The 273-nt window shown below is 33.0% G+C and carries 1 pseudogene; it reads left to right on the top strand.

From position 1 onward, the window contains the following. Positions 1-23: 23 nt before the first annotated feature. A pseudogene (locus FJ988_RS31530) lies at positions 24-273 on the top strand (SIS domain-containing protein); the annotation flags it as partial.

Raw genomic sequence — 273 nt, 5'->3', positions numbered from 1 at the left:
GCTCTAAAAAATGGGAAACTTGCTTGAATGAATTTGATAAGTTAAATGATCTTGTTATTGCTGAAAAGAGCAAATTTGAAATAACTGCTAAAGAATGGGGTAAAAACCAAAAACGAGATAAAATTATTTACACAATTGGTAGCGGTATCAATTACGGAGAAATTTACTCCACAGCAGCTTGCTGGTTCATGGAAATGCAATGGATTAATTCTAATGCTATTCATTCTGGGGAATTTTTCCATGGTCCTTTTGAAATCACTGATTATGATGTAC

Source organism: Mesorhizobium sp. CU3 (assembly GCF_006442965.1).
Classification (GTDB): domain Bacteria; phylum Pseudomonadota; class Alphaproteobacteria; order Rhizobiales; family Rhizobiaceae; genus Mesorhizobium.
This window is presented reverse-complemented; position numbering and strand designations above follow the sequence as displayed.